Source organism: Paraburkholderia sp. UCT2 (assembly GCF_014397665.1).
Taxonomy (GTDB): domain Bacteria; phylum Pseudomonadota; class Gammaproteobacteria; order Burkholderiales; family Burkholderiaceae; genus Paraburkholderia; species Paraburkholderia tuberum.
The window spans coordinates 1-419 of the sequence record NZ_VZQO01000169.1; the positions used below are offsets into that span (position 1 = coordinate 1).

The 419-nt window shown below is 60.1% G+C and carries 1 pseudogene; it reads left to right on the forward strand.

What is annotated here, in order from left to right:
• Positions 1 to 197: 197 nt before the first annotated feature.
• Positions 198 to 419 (forward strand): annotated as a pseudogene (locus tag F6X39_RS36235) (transposase); the annotation flags it as partial.

Sequence of the window (419 nt, forward strand, 5' to 3'; positions counted from 1 at the left end):
ACGCCAGCGTTCCCACATCAATGCCTTCTGGCTTTCGCTGTAATAGATCCGGCGCCTCTGTTTCATTTGCAACACTCCCGCCGCTCATGCGACGTTCATTGTGTTGCATCGACCGGTTGAATCCGCCAGTTGAAGTGGACACCAGCATCGCCTATCACTCATCGCGCCGGAAGGACGCCGACAACGGACCGCTTACCAACGAACTGTACGAGAGCGGCAAGATCCGTGAAGCTGCATGCTGGGACCACGCGAGACGGTACCTCTACGACGTGCATGCCCGAACGCCTACCGAGGCGACCCGAGAGGTGCTCGAACTGATCGGTGGACTTTACGGCATCGAGCCGGACATCCGTGGCAAACCCGCTGCTGAACGGCTGTGCCTGCGGCAGGAGAACAGCGTGCCGCTGCTCGCGACCATC